16 protein-coding genes are annotated in these 17,978 nt (G+C 41.3%); 12 read left to right on the top strand and 4 right to left on the bottom strand.

Features of this window, described 5'->3' with window-relative positions; genetic code table 11:
• Positions 1 to 771: 771 nt before the first annotated feature.
• On the bottom strand, positions 772 to 1,317 hold the full coding sequence (locus IQ244_RS12700) for a DUF721 domain-containing protein (RefSeq protein ID WP_193894479.1): 546 nt from the start codon (positions 1,315 to 1,317) through the stop codon (positions 772 to 774).
• 133 nt (positions 1,318 to 1,450) lie between these two features.
• On the opposite strand from IQ244_RS12700, the gene IQ244_RS12705 reads away from it, so the two are divergent.
• From IQ244_RS12705 to IQ244_RS12750, 10 genes are all read left to right on the top strand, one after another.
• Complete coding sequence (locus IQ244_RS12705; RefSeq protein WP_193894481.1) at positions 1,451 to 2,695, top strand: hypothetical protein; 1,245 nt, start codon at positions 1,451 to 1,453, stop codon at positions 2,693 to 2,695.
• Positions 2,696 to 2,873: 178 nt separating this feature from the next.
• Positions 2,874 to 3,581, top strand: a complete 708-nt coding sequence (locus IQ244_RS12710; RefSeq protein WP_193894483.1) for a PspA/IM30 family protein — start codon at positions 2,874 to 2,876, stop codon at positions 3,579 to 3,581.
• Positions 3,582 to 3,741: 160 nt separating this feature from the next.
• Entirely contained in the window at positions 3,742 to 4,527 is a 786-nt protein-coding gene (locus tag IQ244_RS12715) for a PspA/IM30 family protein (protein WP_193894485.1), read from the top strand.
• Positions 4,528 to 4,746: 219 nt separating this feature from the next.
• Complete coding sequence (locus IQ244_RS12720; RefSeq protein ID WP_193894487.1) at positions 4,747 to 5,082, top strand: thioredoxin family protein; 336 nt, start codon at positions 4,747 to 4,749, stop codon at positions 5,080 to 5,082.
• A 67-nt stretch (positions 5,083 to 5,149) separates the two neighbouring features.
• Positions 5,150 to 6,343 (top strand): LL-diaminopimelate aminotransferase, encoded by a 1,194-nt coding sequence (locus IQ244_RS12725; protein WP_193894489.1) that lies wholly within the window; start codon positions 5,150 to 5,152, stop codon positions 6,341 to 6,343.
• 172 nt (positions 6,344 to 6,515) lie between these two features.
• Positions 6,516 to 6,899, top strand: a complete 384-nt coding sequence (locus IQ244_RS12730) for a hypothetical protein (protein WP_193894491.1) — start codon at positions 6,516 to 6,518, stop codon at positions 6,897 to 6,899.
• A 309-nt stretch (positions 6,900 to 7,208) separates the two neighbouring features.
• Positions 7,209 to 8,576: an NF038130 family PEP-CTERM protein gene (locus tag IQ244_RS12735; RefSeq protein ID WP_193894493.1), complete on the top strand. Its 1,368-nt coding sequence runs from the start codon at positions 7,209 to 7,211 to the stop codon at positions 8,574 to 8,576.
• Between the two features lie 494 nt (positions 8,577 to 9,070).
• The gene (locus tag IQ244_RS12740) at positions 9,071 to 9,493 is read left to right on the top strand and encodes a response regulator (protein ID WP_193894494.1); all 423 of its coding nucleotides are present in this window, start codon (positions 9,071 to 9,073) and stop codon (positions 9,491 to 9,493) included.
• 559 nt (positions 9,494 to 10,052) lie between these two features.
• Positions 10,053 to 11,096, top strand: coding sequence for a diguanylate cyclase domain-containing protein (locus IQ244_RS12745; RefSeq protein ID WP_322746062.1), 1,044 nt, complete (start codon positions 10,053 to 10,055; stop codon positions 11,094 to 11,096).
• The gene (locus tag IQ244_RS12750) at positions 11,068 to 11,229 is read left to right on the top strand and encodes a hypothetical protein (protein WP_193894496.1); all 162 of its coding nucleotides are present in this window, start codon (positions 11,068 to 11,070) and stop codon (positions 11,227 to 11,229) included. Before IQ244_RS12745 ends, IQ244_RS12750 begins: the two co-directional genes overlap by 29 nt.
• 35 nt (positions 11,230 to 11,264) lie before the next feature.
• Here IQ244_RS12750 and dxs read toward each other — a convergent pair whose 3' ends face one another.
• Together dxs and IQ244_RS12760 are read right to left on the bottom strand one after the other, a co-directional pair.
• A complete protein-coding gene (dxs, locus tag IQ244_RS12755) occupies positions 11,265 to 13,172 on the bottom strand; it encodes a 1-deoxy-D-xylulose-5-phosphate synthase (protein ID WP_193894498.1) in 1,908 nt (635 codons plus the stop codon).
• 302 nt (positions 13,173 to 13,474) lie between these two features.
• Positions 13,475 to 14,164, bottom strand: coding sequence for an S-layer homology domain-containing protein (locus IQ244_RS12760; RefSeq protein WP_193894501.1), 690 nt, complete (start codon positions 14,162 to 14,164; stop codon positions 13,475 to 13,477).
• Between the two features lie 195 nt (positions 14,165 to 14,359).
• Here IQ244_RS12760 and IQ244_RS12765 point away from each other — a divergent pair, with 195 nt between their 5' ends.
• Positions 14,360 to 15,418 (top strand): glycosyl hydrolase, encoded by a 1,059-nt coding sequence (locus tag IQ244_RS12765; RefSeq protein WP_193894503.1) that lies wholly within the window; start codon positions 14,360 to 14,362, stop codon positions 15,416 to 15,418.
• 175 nt (positions 15,419 to 15,593) lie between these two features.
• Entirely contained in the window at positions 15,594 to 16,454 is an 861-nt protein-coding gene (locus IQ244_RS12770) for a TauD/TfdA dioxygenase family protein (RefSeq protein ID WP_193894505.1), read from the top strand.
• A gap of 111 nt (positions 16,455 to 16,565) precedes the next feature.
• Here IQ244_RS12770 and IQ244_RS12775 read toward each other — a convergent pair whose 3' ends face one another.
• Positions 16,566 to 17,825, bottom strand: a complete 1,260-nt coding sequence (locus tag IQ244_RS12775) for an alkaline phosphatase PhoX (protein ID WP_193894507.1) — start codon at positions 17,823 to 17,825, stop codon at positions 16,566 to 16,568.
• Between the last annotated feature and the right edge of the window lie 153 nt (positions 17,826 to 17,978).

The following is a 17,978-nucleotide window of genomic DNA, read 5'->3' on the forward strand; positions in this document are numbered from 1 at the left end:
TTTTTAAATGATCGCTAAAGTATCTACCCACTAATTTTTGGCTAAAAATAGCTAGGGATCAAGGCTAAAACTAAAAGTTTAGATTTGGCACACATTCAACTTTGATGTTTCAAACGAGCCTGTATATAGCTAGTTGACTATAAAATTGTGTATATAATTTGGCAATTCAAACTTAAATTTACATAATTATTACTGAGATATCAGCCGTGAACATTTATTGGCTGAGAAATACTTTTTACGCAATTAAGTACTCAAATATTTTGAAAATCAAACTTGATAGGTGTCGATAAATACTCAGGAATGTGAGAAAAACAGGAAAATAATTTAGTGGGATTTTAGACAACTTTGCCCATAGAAATTACCTAAAGTCCCGGTAAGCACAACAAAATATATAGCTTGATTGAAACTAAAAAACTATATAAGGACTTTTCTAGCCTTTTAATATCTCAGGCAGAAATATTAGACTTTAGTTTTAGACTTATTTTCGTGAAACCAATCAGCCAAATCTTGAGTTAATTGGGAGAAATATCAACTTGAAACCCCAGTTATTAATTTCTAACTGTTTTTTGAGAGACTAGGAATTAACCTAGATTTCTTAAGTATTTATCAGAGGATGCCTGTAAAATATAAACTTTACAAAAACTTTTCCTCTTTTTTTGGAAAAAATATCAATTTTATTAAACATTAATTACAAAATTCGCAATGTTAGATTGTTTGGTAGTAAGCAAAATTTTGACACTCTTACACCCAATCTCAACCATTAACTTAGGTTCAAAACTGCTTAGAGGCACAAATAGCACAAACTTGCCAGCGTTGTAGTTCACCGGGAGGGGTAGGAGATTGGCATTGGGGGCAAAGGGGTAAACCATGCGATCGCACTTGCATCTTTTCCGCCCATAGTCCAAATGCACTTTGAGGATTTTCCCGTGTCGGCGAAGCATCAGGCGGAACATTACTCAGATTTCCTAGATAACTAGGATGTTCCTGTGGCGAACCTGTGAGTGGTTGCGGTGGCGTGGCTGAAGGATGTTGCCACCCAGCCGTAGAGAAGCGGATATCCACCAAAGGTGTAGGCAACTTTTCATTTAACTTTAATAAAATGATTTGGCGTTTAAAAGCGAGATTCTGCGCCCAAGCAGCACTGGAAGTCGCCACGCGCAAAACATCACGCTGAATCACCAAAGGTTGGGTATGTTTAGCCGCCACTACACCTACAACTTCTGCCCAAAAATGCAGCACTTTTGGCAATGGTTGTTCTTGCCATCTGGCTTGCTGTTCGAGAAAGCCTAAAATATCATTGACTGATTTCCAAGACATCCTTACTTCAAAGTGCTGAGTGCTGAAATTCAAGATAATTCAAGAAAGTTTATAGTGATGGGAAATTTTTCGTTAGCATTAGCAAAAATTATCTACAGTTAATTCAACAGTCTAGGTTTGAGGTAGACAGGCAATGAGTCAAAACTCACCAATAGATTCCGGTATTCAATCATCGAAAACACCTGAGTTGAAGCCAGCATTAGCCGCAGCCCTGTCTAGTGTGGAAGTACAGCTAGATCAAGAGTTGGCTAGATACCGTCGTTCACGCATAGCATCCAAAACAGCGTATCAACCCCGTAAAGGAAGTAACATTAACACTCAAACCCAGGACATAACAGAAATAACGACATTGGCTGGCAAAATTCAGCTACCCCCAACAGAAATTCCCACGAGTATACAGTCTGTACCTGTAACCGAAGTACCTCTGGAAAAACCAGTAACAGCCAAGACAGAGGCAGTAGAACATCTACAGCAGCCATCTTCTAGCGATTTTAGTCCAACCCAAATTCCCCTACCATCACCAAATTCTACTAGCAGTATAGTGCCGGCGACGGCTAAGGTTGCTCACAGTGAAAATCTGATGCAAGCGCAGGAAACTTCAACTCAACCAGAGGATTATTTGGAATCGAGTGAAGCATTACTGCGGAGTTTAAATGATGAACAACAACAACCAAGCAAGCCACCCAGCAATTCTAACGATACTCTGCTTTCACCGTTGGGTATCGGCTCGATGTTGCTGCTGTTGATGGCTAGTTTGACCTTGGGTTACATAGTATTTAATCCGAAAAGCTTGCCACAGTTGAGTTTCGATAAAATATTTAACAGTAATCCCGCTGCTAGTACCGATAAAACTCAGACTCAAGAAACAGCCAGCCAACGCCAAATCTCAGAGCAGACTGAACTGACTCCTATCCCCAAGTATCCCAATTTAGCGGCGAAAGAATTTCCCGAACTGAAAGACCCCAACGATATAGTTGGCTTACAACCAAAAACTCTCCCAACAGCGATCGCACCGATTAATCCGCCTGTGGTAATTCCCACGCCAGTTGCGCCGCCTGTGGTTAACCCGTTACCAGATGTACAGCCAGTACAACCGTTGAATATACCGCCTATCGCCACAGCACAACCTGTACCCCAGCCGACAGTTACTCCCCCACAGGTAAACGCCGAAATCAAACCCGCAGCAGATGGGTTCTATCATATTGTGACGGACAATGAAGGCGATCGCACTGTTGCCACTGTTCGGCAATTAGTTCCCGATGCTTATTTATCGCGCGATCAAAAGCTGATTTATCTTGGGGCGTTGAAAACCAAAGAGCAAGTAGAAAGAAGATTACAAGAACTACAAGCTAAAGGCATTAAAGCACGGGTGCAGTAGCCATAAGGGAGAAAAATCTACGATAGGATGAATCAAAGAGAATAGGGTGTATACTTCAACTCCCTTGGCTACGGGACACTAGAGCAAGTCGCTCAGTAACCAGAGATGCAGGGGGAGATAAGACTACTATTTGATAACTACTGGCTTCTGACTTGCTGAGAGTGAATGGAGAGCCGAGATGGAATTAATCAAGCGTATCCTGCGGGTGATTCGCGCTAACCTCAATAGTCTGATAGGCAGTGCAGAAGATCCAGAAAAAATTTTGGAACAAGCCGTTGCCGAAATGCAAGAAAATTTAGTGCGATTGCGACAGGGATTAGCCCAAGCCATCGCTACCCAAAAACGCACTGAACGCCAAGCAATAGCCGCCCAAGCCACTGCTGAGGACTGGTATCGCAAAGCCCAAATGGCAATAAAACAAGGCAATGAACCTCTAGCCAGAGAAGCCTTAACCAAACGTCGTGCTTATCAAGAAACCGGCACTTCCCTCTCCAATCAAGTCGGACAACAAACCGACATTGTTGAGCGACTAAAGAAAGATATGCGATCGCTAGAAGCCAAGATTTCGGAAGCCAAAACCAAAAAAGATATGTATATTGCCCGCGCCCGTTCGGCGGAAGCATCCTATCGACTTCAGGAAATGCTCAGTGGAGCTTCGGCCACCAGTAGTTTGAATGCTTTTGAGCGAATGGAAGAGAAAGTTTTTCAAATCGAAGCAAAATCAGAAGCTATAGCCCAACTAGATAGCGACGATTTACAAAAACAATTTACTTCCCTAGAATCTGGCAACAGCATTGATGCCGAATTGGCAGCAATGAAACAACAGGCACTGCATGAATCAGAAATTCCACTACCACAGCAATTGCCCCAATCTCCAGAGCCTTAAACACTGGTCAATCGTTATAGCCAGGGTATATCTTAACAATTAAGAGGTATCAGGAGGTACCGAAGCAAGCCGGAAAGATTACATTTAAATAAGAAACTATTAAATAGTAAAAACCTTAACTGTTCATCCAAGTACCGAAACTGCAAAAGGAAAACAAATTATGGGATTATTCGATCGCATTAAGCGAGTAGTCAGTGCAAATATCAATGACTTGGTAAATAAAGCTGAAGACCCAGAAAAAATGCTAGAGCAAGCCATCCTGGAAATGCAGGAAGACTTGGTACAGTTGCGTCAGGGTGTAGCTCAGGCGATCGCCGCCCAAAAACGCACTGAAAAACAATACAATGATGCCCAAAATGAAATCAACAAATGGCAGCGCAATGCTCAACTCGCACTGCAAAAAGGCGATGAAAATCTCGCCCGCCAAGCCCTAGAACGCAAAAAGACTTTCACCGAAACCGGCACAGCACTCAAAACTAGCTTAGATCAGCAAAGTACTCAAGTTGAAACACTAAAACGCAATTTAATTCAGCTAGAAAGTAAAATTTCCGAAGCCAAGACCAAAAAAGAAATGCTCAAGGCGCGGATTACTACCGCCAAAGCTCAAGAGCAACTTGAAGGTATGGTGCGGGGGATGAATAGCAGCAGTGCAATGGCGGCTTTCGAGCGGATGGAAGAAAAAGTCCTGATGCAAGAAGCCCGCGCCCAGTCAGCCGCAGAGTTGGCAGGTTCGGATTTAGAAAGCCAATTTGCCCAGTTAGAAGCGGGAAGTGATGTAGATGATGAATTGGCAGCTTTAAAAGCTTCACTCGCACCCGCAAGTCCACCCAATCAGAACTTACTACCACCAGAGCAAACTACTCCTTCCCAAACAACCCCTCCCAAATCGAATGAAGTAGTTGATGCGGAGTTGGAATCTTTACGCAAGCAACTGGATCAAATGTAAAATTTTGTTAGATACTGATTTGAGCTAGTCCCACACCTGTTGGTTGTGGGATTTTGCTTCGGTAGTCAAGAGTCAATGATCAATAGTTGAGGATGGAACGGCACGAAGAAAAGCGCAAATATTGACTATGAACTGTGGACTATAGACTTTTGACTCTTGACAACTTTGGGATAAAGTATTTTTTGTGCCAAGTATTGATGCCAACTAATGGAGACTGCCATGAGTAAGGGTGTAATCACCATCACTGATGCTGAGTTTGAAACCGAAGTGTTGCAATCTGAGCAGCCTGTATTAGTTTACTTTTGGGCTTCTTGGTGTGGCCCATGTCAGTTGATGTCACCACTGATTAATCTCGCCGCCAACAAATTTAGCGATCGCCTGAAAATTGTCAAAATGGAAGTTGACCCCAACCCGGTTTCTGTCAAACAGTACGGGGTCGAAGGTGTACCAGCCTTAAGGCTAATTCAAGGGGAAAAATTATTAGAATCAACTGAGGGAGTGATTAGTAAAGATAAATTACTGAGTCTGCTAGATACGCATTTAAATCAAAATTAGTTAATAGTCAATAGTCAATACTATGGACTGTTGACTATTGACCATTGACCATCGACCCTTGACTAATATGCAATTTGCACAGCGTTTACAACCTCTACGATTTAACGTGTTTGCGGAAATGGACAGAGCTAAAGCTGCGGCTTTGTCAGTTGGGCAACAGTTAATTGATTTGTCATTGGGGTCTTCGGATTTGCCCACGGAGGCGCACGTTCTAGCCGCGATCGCCCAATCTCTTGATGACCAGAATACTCACGGTTATTTGTTATTTAATGGCACGCAAGCATTTCGTCAAGCTGCGGCTGACTGGTATGAGCAAAAATTTGGCATCAAAGTTAATCCAGAAACAGAGGTACTACCTTTAATTGGTTCTCAAGAAGGTACGGCTCACTTACCTCTAGCTTTATTAAATCCTGGTGATTTTGCCTTATTACTCGACCCTGGTTATCCGTCCCATGCAGGCGGAGTCTATTTAGCCAGTGGCCAAATTTATCCTATGCCACTACTAGCGGAAAATGGGTTTTTACCAGTATTGGCAGATATTCCTACTGCTGTTGTGGCACAGTCGAAGATGATGGTGTTGAGCTATCCCCATAATCCCACAGCGGCGATCGCTCCTTTGGCTTTTTTCCAAGAAGCGGTGGCTTTTTGTCAGCAACACAATATTGTTTTAGTTCACGATTTCCCTTACGTAGATTTAGTATTTGCAGAAACTTCGGGAATCGTCAAGAGTTTTCCTCAGTCTTTAGTTCCATCAATTCTGCAAGCTGATCCAGAAAAAAGCGTCTCGATTGAGTTTTTCACCCTTTCTAAGTCTTACAACATGGGCGGTTTCCGCATTGGGTACGCCATTGGTAATGCTGAGTTAATCAAAGCTTTACGCCACATCAAAGCCGCAGTTGATTTTAATCAATATAGAGGAATTTTAAATGGGGCGATCGCCGCCCTCACAGGCCCCCAAGCCGAAGTCAAAAATACAGTCGCTACCTTCCGTCAAAGGCGAGATGCTTTCGTGAATGCCTTACATCGCATTGGTTGGCAAGTTCCTAGCCCTCAAGCCACTATGTATATTTGGGCTAAGTTACCTTCTCCTTGGGAAAACAATTCCGTAGAATTTTGTACCCAGTTAGTTAAACAAACTGGCGTAGCTGCTTCTCCCGGTGCTGGGTTTGGTAAATCTGGAGAAGGATATGTCCGTTTTGCCTTGGTACATGAACCACCTTTGTTAGAAACTGCGGTGGCAAGAATTGCTAAGTTTCTTTAAGTAAGTCGAGCTAAGTGGATTTATCAAGTCTTGATGTTAAACTTGCCAGAATTTTATTAATCCCCACCTACCCTGGGTTTGTTTAAGATAAACTACAGAGAAATTCCTGAAATGTCATCAAGATATTACAATCTATCGACGACAGTAAATTACAAGTAATTAACACAGGTGCATGGCAAGTAGTGTGGTAAAAATTAGCGTTTGTGCTTTGTCTTTTGCCGTGATTGGTGCTTTAGGACAGCAACCTCTTTGGGCATTCAGCAACACTTCATTAGCAAAAAATGTAGAAGAGATGAATTTCCAGCCTGAAGCCACTGAGGATGGGAAGAACATTGACAGCACAAATCATTACTACACACCAAGCTTAATTCCTCAACAGCCTACTGCTACTAGTGCGGCTCCTCTATCAACCTACATTCATCCATATAGCAATAGGTGGACAAACCTCCAGAGTACATCTCCTCGCCCACGCCAAGTGCCAGAATCTTCAGCATTACTAGGCTTGATGGCGATCGCCGGCTGGTTTGGCATACAACACCAAATGAAAAAAGCTTAGTCCAAAAAGCCACTTTTGGTATCCATGTAATATTAACAACGCTATCAAAGTCAGTAATCCAGTAAAATTGCTGACTTCGATAGCAAAATATTAGTCGTCTTTTTATTCAGAATCTACGACAACTTTACCCAATCAAGTCTCCTGGTTTCTTAAACTGGTTTAGTGTGCGTAACTACTAAACATGGCTAAGTGCTGGTTGCTCTTTTTACCAGCCGCATTCTAAAAAAGCCAAAGCCTGTAGTCAGGCTAATCCAATTCCAGAAACAAAGACAGTATATAAAATTACCCCAAAACTGGTGGAGACAGTAAATGAAAAGAACTTTCCAAACACTTGTAATTGGTGCCTCAATGGCTGTTGGCGTGAGTGCGATCGCCTCTAACCCAGCACAAGCATATGCACCACCAGCTTCTCCAGCAAATCCTGTAGGCATTACAGATGCTACAGTTGAAGGCACAGCACCCTACATTACCTATGGTGTTAGTGGTGGTAACACCGTCAAGGTAGATAATACAACAGTTAATGTTCAGACTGCATTACAAGGCAACAGCACATCACCTGGTGGTAACATCGAACTGTTTTCTAACAGTGAAGCTCTAAATTTAATTCAGTTCCTGAACTACGACCAAGCTACAAGTATAAGCGGCACAATTGCTGGTAAAAACATCACTCTTAGTAGTCTGACAGCTAAAGATTGGTTCGGTGACTCTGTTACTAGTATTAGCACCGCTTTGTCTAGTTTGCCTTCGACTTCTGATCCAGTTGCTTATACACAAGCGTTGATGTCTGCCATTAGCCCACTGTATAACAGTTCTAATTTGGCTACACAGTGGTTTAACACAGCTTTGTCTACTTACAATGTGGCAGGCACTCAAGATATGTTTAACGCATTTTTAGTTGCCGGTGGTTTTCAGCGCTTCAGCGACCCCAACCTATCTTATGTCAATCAAGACAAAGATGGTACAATCCGCATTGGCTTGGCTGGTCATGAAGATGCAAAAACTTTAATTCAACAAAAATTGGCTGGAGATCTCAGTCAAGCACAAACTGCGTTAGGTAAAGTACAAACAGCTCTGACTGATGCACAAACTGCATACAACATCCTAGATCAAGCTCAAAATGGACTTACTGCGTACAAGCAAAAATATCCAAACACAACTAATATAACCACAACAGCTTTAGGAATAGAGCGTCAAACGCTCAAGTCACAAAATAAGTCTACTAGTGATATTGACGCTCTATTGGGTTTTATGCAAAAAGGTAGTATCTCTACCATTTCATATACCCAATTGTCCAGTAAAGTAGATACAGCTAAAAATACAGCTAAAAGCGGAGTTGACTCTTTAACAACTCAGAAAGATGCTGTGATATCCAAGATCAATTTAATCAACGATGGTCTTGCTAAACTACCAGAAACAATCCAAGCCAGCGAATTAGTCAAAGTTGCGTATAATGGCGGCCCTGCTCAATACCTCTACAGCTTCAACGCAACTGGGTCTGGTGTAGTTGCACAAGATGACGGTATTTCTCACAACGGTAACTATGAAGTAACCATTCAAGGCGTACCTGTAAAAACTCCAGAGCCAACATCAGTACCAGAACCCTCAGTAGTACTGGGTATGTTGGGTGTCGCTGGAATCGTTGCTATACAACGCAAATCAAAAAAAGTATCCGGTTGAGGCTCCGGTTTCCATTCCCAAAAATAAGCAAAGGAGCATAAATTGCTCCTTTTTTTTATAAAAAATTAATCTGGTTTCTGTAAAACTACTGTTGTTTATATCACTAAGATAAGTCATTTTTTAAGTATATCTACATTAATAGGGCTTCTAATAAAGTAAATTTTTATAAAAAAAATAAATAAATATTTAGCAAATATTAATTGTTTATGAAGATTTATCAATAAATTGCAATCATGCTATTTAGTAAATATTAGAAAAAAATTAACTTTTATTTACTATTGGTTTAAAACAGCAAAATACCTTCAATAAAGTAGAAATACTTAATTTAATAACACACTAGGCTCTTTTTTTATTAAATCCATAAGCTTACATCACAGTTCCTAATCATATAAGGTGTAACTTCTCTAGGCTCTGATCTCAAAGAATGTACCTCACAAAAGTGAGAAAATCTATTAGTGTTTTTTGGGAATATTAGTCTTCAATTATGTTTAATAATGACAGCACATTTACCTACCATTAATCAGCAAGTGCATCCATATCAATTAAAAAGGGTATTACTAATTGAAGATCATGACGTAAATAGGATGTTGCTGAGTGACTACCTAGGTTACTGTGGATACGATGTCAGAAGTCTGTCAAATGGAGCAGCTTTGTTTTCAACCATCAAAAGCTATCAGCCAGATTTAATGTTATTAGACTTAAAATTACCAGATGTTGATGGTTATTGGCTGCTAGAACAAATCCAACAACATCCATATTTATCAAAGATACCTATTATTGTAGTTTCAGCCTTTGCTTTTAAAGCGGATCAAGATAGAGCTATAAGTTTAGGCGCGCGTCGTTATCTTGTCAAACCGATAAATCTGAATATTTTGGTGATGACAATTCAAGAAGAGTTGGCTTATTGCTGCATCTAAATTTGGAATTTTGACGATTTTTGAGATTTATTATTAACATTTTTATTGCTGCAAAATCGCTGAATTCTTAGTGATTTTACGGAAAAAGATTTTTAAATCAGACAAAATTATATATTTTTACGATGCTTTAGCAAGACAAATAATACTGTGGACAATAGATCATCTCAAACCTATTCAGCATTTTAGCCGAGCATATACGCCGATAATTTAGATATTGATTATCATAGAATTATTAACCTTTAGATTGGGTTAACAATTCAATCAATATCTGAACTTAGCAAGTAGGTAATTTTAATATGTTAGCACACAAAATCCTAGTTGCTGAGGATGAAAATTTACTTGTGCTTAATCTCCAAAGAAGCTTGTTGGAACGAGGATACAAGTTTTCAGGTATTACTGATTTGGGAGAAAAATCCGTCAAAAAGATCCGAGAATTTTCTTACATATTAGTATTAATTGACATCAAGTTAATTAAAAAAATCTGCTGGCACAAGCATATAATATTATCCATAAAATTTTTCCTATATTCGTATTATATTTAAATAGGAATTTGCTATAGATGAAATTAAATCAGAAAGAACCAAGTCAATCTTGGAAAGATATTGTCAAAAAAATCGCAGAAACAGAATTGCATCTTGCTGCCGAAATGGCTATTGATCAGCACAAAATTAACACAAAAATGCAAGAAGAACAGCAACCAATGGTGGCAATTATTAACAGTATGCAACATGCTGTAGTTGTCACAGATGCTTATGGTTGCATTCAATTTATGAATTCAATGGCTGAAGCACTCACAGGTTGGCAACAAAAAGAAGCTTATGGGAAAAATTTAGCAGAAGTTGTTAAACTAATTGACAAAGATATAGAAGAAACAATTGAAAGTTTAGCGACGCAAACCATCGTCACAGGAGCAATTTTATATTTACCAGATAATTGTGTGTTAGTTGCTAAAGATGGTAGAGAAATACTAGTAGGAGATTATGCTGCTCCTGTTCGGGATAGTAATGAAAATATTACTGGTGTAGTGGTAGTTCTTCAAGAAGTTACCCAACGCAAATTGATGGAGTCACAATTACTCCAGAATGCCTTTTATGATGGACTGACAGCATTACCTAATCGAGCTTTATTTTTAGATAGATTAAAGCAAGCGGTAGAAAGAAGTAAACGCCGAATAGATTATCGGGTTGGAATTTTATTTTTAGATTTAGATAGCTTTCAAGAAATGAACGATCGCTATGGCCATGCAATGGGTGATGATTTATTAGTAGCGATCGCTCGCAGGTTAGAATCTTGTCTACGTAGCGGTGATACCGTCGGACGCTTTAGTGGTGATGAGTTTGCTGTCCTGCTAGAAGATATTAAAGATATTCATGATGCGATTAATGTTGCCAAACGAATTCAAGATACTTTAGGCTTACCCTTGACCCTCAACGGCAATCTGATTTCTACCACAGCCAGTATCGGTATTACGATCAATCAAGGCGGTTGTGACCAACCAGAAAAATTGCTCCAAAATGCGGATGCGGCGATGTATCATGCTAAACAGCAGGGAAAAGCTCGTTATGCTGTATTTGATGCAATTGATAGTAGAAAACAGTCTTAAAAGTCTTTTGGTGTCTGTGTTGGAGAATTTTAGCATTGGTGGAGATTTAAGCGATCGCCCTAATAAAACTGAGAAATGCGATCGCCCCAATTCCATTACAAATACAAAAAAAGGTGGTAAATTACCACCCTGATCACAATATTGAATTGTGAATTTTACACAGCAGGTTTAAACTACAGCTGATACTTCCTTCTGAAAGTAAGCCTCCATAACTCTTTCAGAAATTTGACGACTAGTTAAACCTAATTCTGCCTTAGATTCTTCTGGAGTAGCGTGTTCAACTAAAGTGTCTGGGATACCAATACGCTTCACTGGGACAACAATATCCGCATCGAGTAAAGCTTCCGCCACAGCAGAACCAAAGCCACCCATCACACAACCTTCTTCTAGAGTGACAACGCGACCAATTTTCTTAGCCAACGGTAAAATCAACTCTGTATCTAAAGGCTTGACAAAACGCGCATTAATCACTGTTGCTTCAATGCCGTGTTCGCTGAGAATCTCCGCCACTTGCATACTGGGATAAACCATTGTGCCGTAGCCAACGATTAACACATCATCACCATTGCGGAGAATTTCACCCTTACCAATTTCCAAAGGTTCCCAACCTTCTTCCATCAAGGGTACACCGTGGCCATTACCACGAGGAAAGCGCATAGCGATCGGGCTACTGGTATGGTTAATTCCAGTGACGATCATCTGTTGCAGTTCGGCTTCATCCTTCGGTGCCATCAAGACTATGTTAGGAATGCAGCGCAAATAAGCAATATCATACATCCCTTGGTGGGTGGGGCCATCAGCGCCAACAATTCCCGCCCTATCTAAACAGAAGAAGACGGGCAAGTTTTGAATACAAACATCATGAATGATTTGGTCGTAAGCCCGTTGTAGGAAGGTTGAGTAGATAGCGGCCACAGGACGCATCCCTTCCGATGCTAAACCCGCAGCTAAAGTCACAGCGTGTTGTTCAGCAATACCAACGTCTATATATTGATTGGGCAATTTAACTTGGAGTTTATCTAAACCCGTACCTGTGGCCATTGCTGCGGTAATCCCGATGATTTTCGGGTTTTGTTCAGCGAGTTTAACTAAGGTGTGAGCAAAGACTTTGGCATAAGCAGGCGGTTTGGGTTTGTTGGAAGGGATAGCTTTGCCAGTTGTTAAATTAAAAGGAGTTTGGGCGTGGTAGCCTACTTGGTCTTGTTCAGCGATTTCATAACCTTTACCCTTGACTGTGGCTACGTGTACCAAAACTGGCCCTTGGATTTGATGCGCCTGTTGGAAAGTCGCAATCAATTCTTCTAAATTGTGTCCATCAACTGGCCCCATGTAGGTAAAGCCCAGTTCTTCAAATACCGCCCCCACTTTGGGAACCGCCAACCGCTTCATTCCTTCTTTAATGCGTCCCAATTCGGGAGATAGAGATTCACCAACGAAAGGAATTTGTTTGAATTGTTCTTCAAAGTTATCTTTGATGAATTGTACTGGCGGGCTAAGGCGCATTTTGTTGAGATAGCGAGGAATCGCACCCACATTAGGCGAGATAGACATCTCGTTATCGTTGAGAACCACTAGCAAGTTAGTTTTGGGCATATGTCCAGCATGGTTGATGGCTTCCAAGGCCATACCACCTGTTAAAGCACCATCACCAATGACAGCCACAGCTTTAAATTTTTCGCCTTTGGCATCTCTGGCTAATGCCATACCCAAGGCGGCGGAGATACTTGTAGAAGCGTGTCCTGCCCCAAAGTGGTCAAACTTGCTTTCGCCACGCTTGAGATAACCAGCGATTCCGTCTTTTTGTCTGAGGGTATGGAAGTTACTGTAACGTCCTGTAATCAGTTTATGGGGATAAGCTTGGTGTCCTACATCCCAAATAACTTTATCCCGATCTAAATCTAATGTTTGGTAAAGCCCTAGAGTTAACTCTACAACACCCAAACCTGGCCCTAGATGACCGCCTGTTGCTGCTACTGTTTGGAGGTGTTTATCGCGGATTTGGCGAGCAATCTGTTGCAGTTGCCGGATAGATAAACCGTGCAACTGATTAGGATGGGTGATTTCACTCAGATGCATATTATAGGGTTTTCCTCTCTAATTTCTACTTCTGGTATTCTGATTTTCCCACGGTCGGGTTGTCCCCATGATTTATGAGGAGTTGCAATTCTGTTACATAACCCATTAAGAATTAGAACTTACGTAATCAAACTCTCTCAGAACTTACTTACACAGATAGCTGTTGAAATTTGGGTGTAAGGGTGGAAGGGTATAGGGTGTAAGAGTTGTACATACCTATATGCCCCGGCACCATTGCCCAAAGCCTTGATTTTGCGTTGAATTGTGTCAGCCCTACGAATATGGGTAAGTTACCTTGGTTACTAAGGGGAAACTGTATTATCAGGCACACTTGGAACTTCTGGTGTATCTGGTAGTTGTCTTTGACGTTGCAAATATTTACTCAACACGTAGGCCATATCTCCGCGTGTCATAGGTTGTAATGGAGAAATATTGCCTTGGCTATCTGTGTTGATCAATCCTTCGGAGACGACTGTGGCGATCGCTTTTCTCGCCCAGGTGGGAATTGATGTAGCATCAGGATGAGATGAAAGAATTTCATTAACAGAATCATCATCAAATTGAAATACACCGTAAGCCTGGGCAAATATCGCTAAAGCTTCTGCCCTGGTTACTCTTTGGTTGGGAAAAAACAAATTCCCCCGATAGCCTTTCATAATGTCTGTTTTTAAGACTACCTGAATATCGTTAAATGCTGGATTAGATTTGGGGACATCTGGAGTGGGAAGGTTTTCTTGACTAACAGTTTGTCGTTTATCAAGTCGAAATACTTTGACCATAATTGAGGCTAGTTCTGCCCGACTCAGCAATCTTTCAGGATAAAAATTGCCATCGGCAGAATTTGTCATCCATTGGGCTTTAATTACCTGTTGAATGGAATCTGGGCTTGTCTGAGAAGGAGTTTCTGTTGATTGTGCCTGAACAGTTAGGGGAACACTTTGGAGTAGCACAACTAAAGAAATAGCACTGAAGCACTGGCTGATATTTCTCATTATTTTCAGATACTCATTTATGAATACAACAAACTGTCAAACAATTTTAGATTTTGGATTTTACCCATCGGATGATGACGCAGAATAGTTAAGAAATGTTGCGAAGCTGAGTTGAAGATTACAGCATTATGGAGCGATCGCTAATCTAAGTACCAGCAAACTGTAGGAGTTGAGATTTCAAACTAAATTATATATATGAATCAAGCAACAACACCGCTCAATCAACCCGGATTAGTACTAACACCAGGCCCAGAAGGCTGGTGGGACTCTGAACGAATTTCTTCGCCACAGGTCTTGCGCTGTCTTGATGGGATTTGGAGGATGTGGTACTACGGTCGAGACGCTTCTTTTGACCGACAAATCAATTTGCCAACAGGTCGCTGTGGTTTAGCAATTTCTGCTGATGGAATTCATTGGCAACGTGTTCAAGGTTCTTTAACTGGAGGGGCTGTCTTTGAACCGCATCTAGATTCCAATCGGTTTGATTCAGCCCATGTTGGTGTTAGCAATGTTTACTTTCGAGATAATCTTTATTGGATGTGGTACTTTGGGGGCGATCGCACAATAGTCGAGATGGGAAAATTTCAAGCAAAGGGCTTAAATATGCGCCCCGGCTGTGCGATTTCTCGTGATGGCATCAATTGGGTACGCTTAGAAGGTAATTATCAAGGCGCTTTTCTCGGTTTAGGCAAGCCTGGAGAATTTGATGCTTTATTCTGCGCCTGGCCGCAAGTGCTGCCTGATGATGATGGCACTTGGAAAATGTACTACCACACCCTCAACCCTGACAAAGGATTTTTAGTTGGTTTAGCTGTATCTACTGACGGTTTACATTGGGAAAAGGTAGGTCAAATTTTAGCAGCAGGTGAGTCTGGGAGTTTTGATGACAGAGGTATTGGGACTCGCCATGTGCTGAAAATTGAGGGACAGTACGTCATGTTTTACGAAGGTGTCAATACCAGTGGTTATCACTCCATTGGTTTAGCTATTTCGGACGATGGAATTCATTGGCAAAAAGAAACAGGAGACCAACCAGGAGGTTCTGTCTTTTCTCATGCCCAAAAGAATTCTGGTCTTTGGGATGCAAGGGCGATAGGTACGCCTTGTATCGTACCAATGGATGATGGCAGTTTTTGGATGTACTATATTGGCGCGAATGAAGGTGGCTACGATGAACTATCTTCACAGCATCAAATTGGTTTAGCTGTTAGTGACGGAACTAATTTTCGCCAGTGGCATCGCTGGGGCGAATAAATATTATGCAGCAGATCTATCGCCACGCCGATAGAGTGATTATCACGTCTGCTGTTTGGGAGATGGATTCTTATAAGACAGTTAGGCAATATGGAATTAATTCTGATTAAATAAAAAGAATTTTGGTGGAGGAGTAAGGTATTCAAATCTATATGTATAAAAAGGATTATTTAAAATGCAGCAGCAGATAGTTAAGCAGCATCCTAGACTAGGTACAGAAGTATTGCCAGGTTGTAATCTGACGCAACTAACAAACCAACAAATACAGGAATTTAAACAGTCACTTTGGGAGAATGGTGTGATTGTCGTCAGAAACCAACATTTGACGGCATCGCAATTGAAGGAATTTACCGATAAAACTTTTGGTGACTTAGGTTTTAAATATCTACCTAAACCCCTAGACCCAGATATTGATCCAGATTTACAAAGTTATGGTGTATCTATTTTAGGGAATCCTAAAGAAAATACGCAAGAAATCATCGGACAGTTTGCTTGGCAATGGCATCATGACAAAGACTTTCTACCGAGAACAGAAGGTCTAGATATGAATTCTTTATATGTGGTGATGTTGTATGGCGTAGAAATACCAGCACAAGGAGTTGATGGTCAACCCCACACAACTGAATTCTTAGACATGGTAGAAGCCTATAACAATTTTGACCCTGAATATCGGCAGCAATTAGAGCAAATGTCTATGTATCATCTGCCGCCAAGAACCTATCAGCCAGGGCCGGATGTGCCGATGAAAAAGCATCCTATCGTTTCAACTCACAAGGTAACGGGGCAGAGAGGATTATATCTTGGTTCAGATACATCAATACCTGTGGGGATGGAAGATGAACTAGATTTGGCAAAACAGTTTTGGCGAGAACTATTTCAAAGGATTTTAGAACATACACCCGTTTACGCTCATGTTTGGCAGCCGGGAGATTTGGTGGTTTGGGATAATTCCCAAGTTATGCACGCTGGCATTCCTTATGATGCCAGTAAGTATAAGCGTGTCGCATTACGTGTAGCAGCTGTAGATAAAACCTAAAGGACAAGGGTGCAAGGGTGTGTAGAGATGTAGATATTCAAAACCTTACACCCTATACCTTTATACCCTTACACCTAGTCTCAATAGATAATCTTTGTGCGTAAGTTCTGTTTACCAGGGGCCCCAAATAGCAAAAGTAATTCCTGGTGTTTGAATATTCGCAAACATGGTTTGTCCATCAGGTGAGAAACAAACTCCAGCAAATTCATTGCTATTCAAGCGATTACGAGCAAATTTATAGAGGGAACCGGTTGGCGTGATACCCACGATGAAATCAGTACCATCGCCATCTTCACAAAGAAAGATGTCTCGATTGGGAAAAACGACAATATTGTCTGGATTGTCTAGCACACCAGAATTATTAGGTTCAATATATAGCTCAACAGTATTGTTAGTGGGTGAATAACGCCAGATTTGCCCATCTCCAGAACTACCTCCACTTTTACAAGTGAAGTAGACATAACCACTGCCATAAAATATGCCTTCCCCACCGGAAAATCTGGCAGCACCGCTGTTATATCCTGCTGTTCTGACGGTATCAGAGGTGGGATCAGGATTAATAATCTGTACCCAATCCACTGCCCTAGGCGTATTTTTTGGGAAACCAGTAGCAGTGTTGATTCCAGATGACCCGATAATTCTTAAGGCGTATAACGTACCACCAGAACTTAGATTGTTAATGTTATTGGGAATGAAGCGATAGAACAGTCCATTTGGCTGGTCTTCCGTCATGTAAATATACCCGGTGTTGGGATCTACAGCGGCAGCCTCATGATTAAAACGCCCCATAGCAGTTAGAGGAACGGGGGTAACAAAAGTATTGGCACTACTGGGAACTTCAAACACATAACCATGCTTCTTGCTGTTATTGGTTTCAAAGGTTTCCTCGCAACTTAACCAAGACCCTGAAGGTGTAGGGCCACCAGCACAATTACGAATAGTTCCGGCAAGGACTCCCCGATGTTCTACCAAGTTGCGGGAGGAATTAACAACCAATTTAGTACAACCGCCCCTCGCACTAGAGTTGTATTTGCTGCCAGTGGGAGCATTCAAACCATTGCTAGAAGTTGGAGTGAGTTCATGGTTACGAATGAGAATTGTATTACCATTGGCTCCAGGAAAAGCTGCCATACCATCGTGTCCACCGGGAACTCTGTAGCCGTCGGTCATTGTTTGTCCTGTTTCTGATAATCTCCTGTAAGAGAATCCAGCAGGTAAATCTAGCACACCTAGAGGGTCGGTTTGCAAAGCACCGTAAGGCCCGGCAGCTAATGTGCGCTTGGCGTAAAAAGCTTGTAATGGTGATAAAAGTACAGCACCAGCTGTTCCAGTTCCAGCTAGGGTGAAAAATTTCCGCCTTGATAAAGTCACTGTGTTCTCCTGAATTTTGAATGAAATTTACTAACTGCTTAATTGCTAGTCGTTACTCAGGAGTTTTAAGTGATTAATGTTAAGAGACAGCTAAGATAACCTTATAAAAGCTAGATAAAATACTGTGAGATATTATCAGCCCGCGACAGACGG

Source organism: Nostoc sp. LEGE 06077, from assembly GCF_015207705.1.
In the GTDB taxonomy this organism is placed as follows: Bacteria; Cyanobacteriota; Cyanobacteriia; order Cyanobacteriales; family Nostocaceae; genus Nostoc_B.

Coding starts and splice junctions, on each gene's coding strand:
- IQ244_RS12700 (WP_193894479.1), bottom strand. CDS start 1,317: ATGTCTTGGAAATCAGTCAATGATATTTTAGGCTTTCTCGAACAGCAA.
- IQ244_RS12705 (WP_193894481.1), top strand. CDS start 1,451: ATGAGTCAAAACTCACCAATAGATTCCGGTATTCAATCATCGAAAACA.
- IQ244_RS12710 (WP_193894483.1), top strand. CDS start 2,874: ATGGAATTAATCAAGCGTATCCTGCGGGTGATTCGCGCTAACCTCAAT.
- IQ244_RS12715 (WP_193894485.1), top strand. CDS start 3,742: ATGGGATTATTCGATCGCATTAAGCGAGTAGTCAGTGCAAATATCAAT.
- IQ244_RS12720 (WP_193894487.1), top strand. CDS start 4,747: ATGAGTAAGGGTGTAATCACCATCACTGATGCTGAGTTTGAAACCGAA.
- IQ244_RS12725 (WP_193894489.1), top strand. CDS start 5,150: ATGCAATTTGCACAGCGTTTACAACCTCTACGATTTAACGTGTTTGCG.
- IQ244_RS12730 (WP_193894491.1), top strand. CDS start 6,516: ATGGCAAGTAGTGTGGTAAAAATTAGCGTTTGTGCTTTGTCTTTTGCC.
- IQ244_RS12735 (WP_193894493.1), top strand. CDS start 7,209: ATGAAAAGAACTTTCCAAACACTTGTAATTGGTGCCTCAATGGCTGTT.
- IQ244_RS12740 (WP_193894494.1), top strand. CDS start 9,071: ATGACAGCACATTTACCTACCATTAATCAGCAAGTGCATCCATATCAA.
- IQ244_RS12745 (WP_322746062.1), top strand. CDS start 10,053: ATGAAATTAAATCAGAAAGAACCAAGTCAATCTTGGAAAGATATTGTC.
- IQ244_RS12750 (WP_193894496.1), top strand. CDS start 11,068: ATGCAATTGATAGTAGAAAACAGTCTTAAAAGTCTTTTGGTGTCTGTG.
- dxs (WP_193894498.1), bottom strand. CDS start 13,172: ATGCATCTGAGTGAAATCACCCATCCTAATCAGTTGCACGGTTTATCT.
- IQ244_RS12760 (WP_193894501.1), bottom strand. CDS start 14,164: ATGAGAAATATCAGCCAGTGCTTCAGTGCTATTTCTTTAGTTGTGCTA.
- IQ244_RS12765 (WP_193894503.1), top strand. CDS start 14,360: ATGAATCAAGCAACAACACCGCTCAATCAACCCGGATTAGTACTAACA.
- IQ244_RS12770 (WP_193894505.1), top strand. CDS start 15,594: ATGCAGCAGCAGATAGTTAAGCAGCATCCTAGACTAGGTACAGAAGTA.